This is a genomic window from Neptunomonas sp. ABH4_499, assembly GCF_056160565.1.
Window position 1 is genome coordinate 1 of the sequence record NZ_JBSWXK010000035.1, and the last position, 1,971, is coordinate 1,971.

Annotated in this window: 2 protein-coding genes; both read left to right on the forward strand. The window is 38.3% G+C overall.

The window, feature by feature from the left end; translation table 11 throughout:
- The first annotated feature begins 157 nt into the window (after positions 1-157).
- On the forward strand, positions 158-1,186 hold the full coding sequence (locus ACXAF9_RS18100) for a hypothetical protein (RefSeq protein ID WP_475076802.1): 1,029 nt from the start codon (positions 158-160) through the stop codon (positions 1,184-1,186).
- On the forward strand, positions 1,186-1,797 hold the full coding sequence (locus tag ACXAF9_RS18105; RefSeq protein WP_475076805.1) for a hypothetical protein: 612 nt from the start codon (positions 1,186-1,188) through the stop codon (positions 1,795-1,797). Before ACXAF9_RS18100 ends, ACXAF9_RS18105 begins: the two co-directional genes overlap by 1 nt.
- The last annotated feature ends 174 nt before the right edge of the window (positions 1,798-1,971 follow it).

A 1,971-nucleotide genomic window follows, 5' to 3' on the forward strand; every position in this document is an offset into this window, starting at 1 on the left:
CAATGCACCGAGCTGCTGCATGAAAGCCCTCAATGGCCGTTGAGGGTGGGCCTCTAATTTACCCTTAAAACAACAGGATTAACCATACAAGTCAAGCCAGTAGGACGCCAGCGAAGCTGGCGCCTCTGCTTGAAGCGTTACATGCCAAGGAGAAATCGTGGATTTTGTTAAAAAATTAGAATTCGGTAATTACACGCTTAACTTTGGTGAAAGCAAGGTGCTTCTTGATCTATTCGATCAGGTAGTGATGCCTTCATTTTTTGAGATGAAATATATTCGAAAATTGAAAGGCAAGGGTGAATATTTTTTTCTGGACACAAAACTTATTGTTTTAGATGACAATCCAGAGCAACCTGTATTGGGTATCTCAGGTCGACTAGTTAAGAATACAAAGCTTAAAAGAGACCAAATATTCAGAACTGATGGTGGGATTATAGAAGATAAAAGCGAGCTAGAAACAGCCCCTAGCTCTACTTTCCTTCTAATACTGAATACCCACAGATTAATTTTGTGTAAGGAGGTGCCGGGTGCGCCAACCATTCAAAATTTTCAGAGCACCAGTCAGTATTGCTTGAAAGAGCAACACAAACAATTTATCGAAAAAGAATATGAATCTGCGAAGTCACTGCGAGATCAAAATCCTGAATTAGATAGAGTTACCAAAAGATCTTTGGTAGAGGAATATCCATATCCGTCGCTTCGTATTACCCCACTTTCAGACAAGGAATCTTTAAAAGACTTCGTTGGAAGGTTAAAGCATATAGATAAAGTCACAATAAAACTCTTACCTACGAACAAGGAGGAAATAGATAACGACGATTTTTGGTCTGATTTTGGCCGTAGACGGGAAGAAATGAATAGCAAAACTGCAAAGGTTGAGTTTTCAAATTCGAAGGAAGGACTCGACGGTGATAAGGTGTACGAGCAAGCCAACTCTGCTTCAGGATTAGGAAATTCAGAAGTAAATTTCAAAGGGTACGATGAACAAGGGGATACTATACGGGGTAGCAATGATGATTTTAGCCTGACTGTTGAATTAGAAGAGTTATCCAAGAATGCAGAGAGGGCTGCACGTGAAAAGTATGCTCAATTTCAGCATCTTGTAACAGAAAACGTAATTAAGCTACCAAAATTAGCAAATGATGTAATGGTTAAAATTACTAACATCTTTAGTGGCATTAAATAATGAGATATTCATTTGACGACTCTGAACTAACTAGTGAAAAGTCTCTCTGGGATGTGTATAAGCAGTCGCGAAGAATATTGCCAAGTAAGTTACAGGTCTTTGCGGTCTTGACCACGATGTTGTGCCTAGGAGTAAATGCATTTGTATTGGTGGATAATGATGTCTTGCTTCTAAAGGAAGTTAGAAAATGGGCCGAAATGGGCTTCAATTTTGGCATCACTACTCTTGGGTTCCTGATTGCCGGATTCACAATATTTGCAACATTGTCCAAGCCAAAAATGATGCTTGCTATGATGGAACATACGAACAAAGAAACAGGGCTTCGAACACTAAAATACAATTTTTTCGCATTTATGAAAGTTTTCATAGCATACATTTCTGTTTCTTTGGTCTATTTGTTTATCGTCCTTATGGGGCAGCCAGATGGATTGGTGGCTAATATGGTTTCTCTATTTCCGAATTCTTCCTGTGTTAAATCATCAATCATAAAAGTTTCTTATTTAATTGTTGGGAGTAGCTTTGTTTATTTACTGCTACTTCTAAAATCTTTTATTTTCAATATTTACGCGATAGTTATGAATTTTCTCAGATGGGAATATCATGAGGAATGAGCATGTAACAAGTGACTGTGGTGCTTAGTCAATAGTTTTAAGCTGTTTTCTCACGCCACAGCTCCTCGTTCTTAATCATGGTATTTAGTCGCCCCTGAAAAATACGTAACCGTATGATTTATAGTGGTTTATAATGCGGTTCGAATATGGAAAACCCGCTTTTTTTGCCCTTCA

What these genes read in the sequence shown, in the direction of transcription:
- ACXAF9_RS18105 (WP_475076805.1), top strand. Translation starts at nt 1,186, where the DNA reads ATGAGATATTCATTTGACGACTCTGAACTAACTAGTGAAAAGTCTCTC.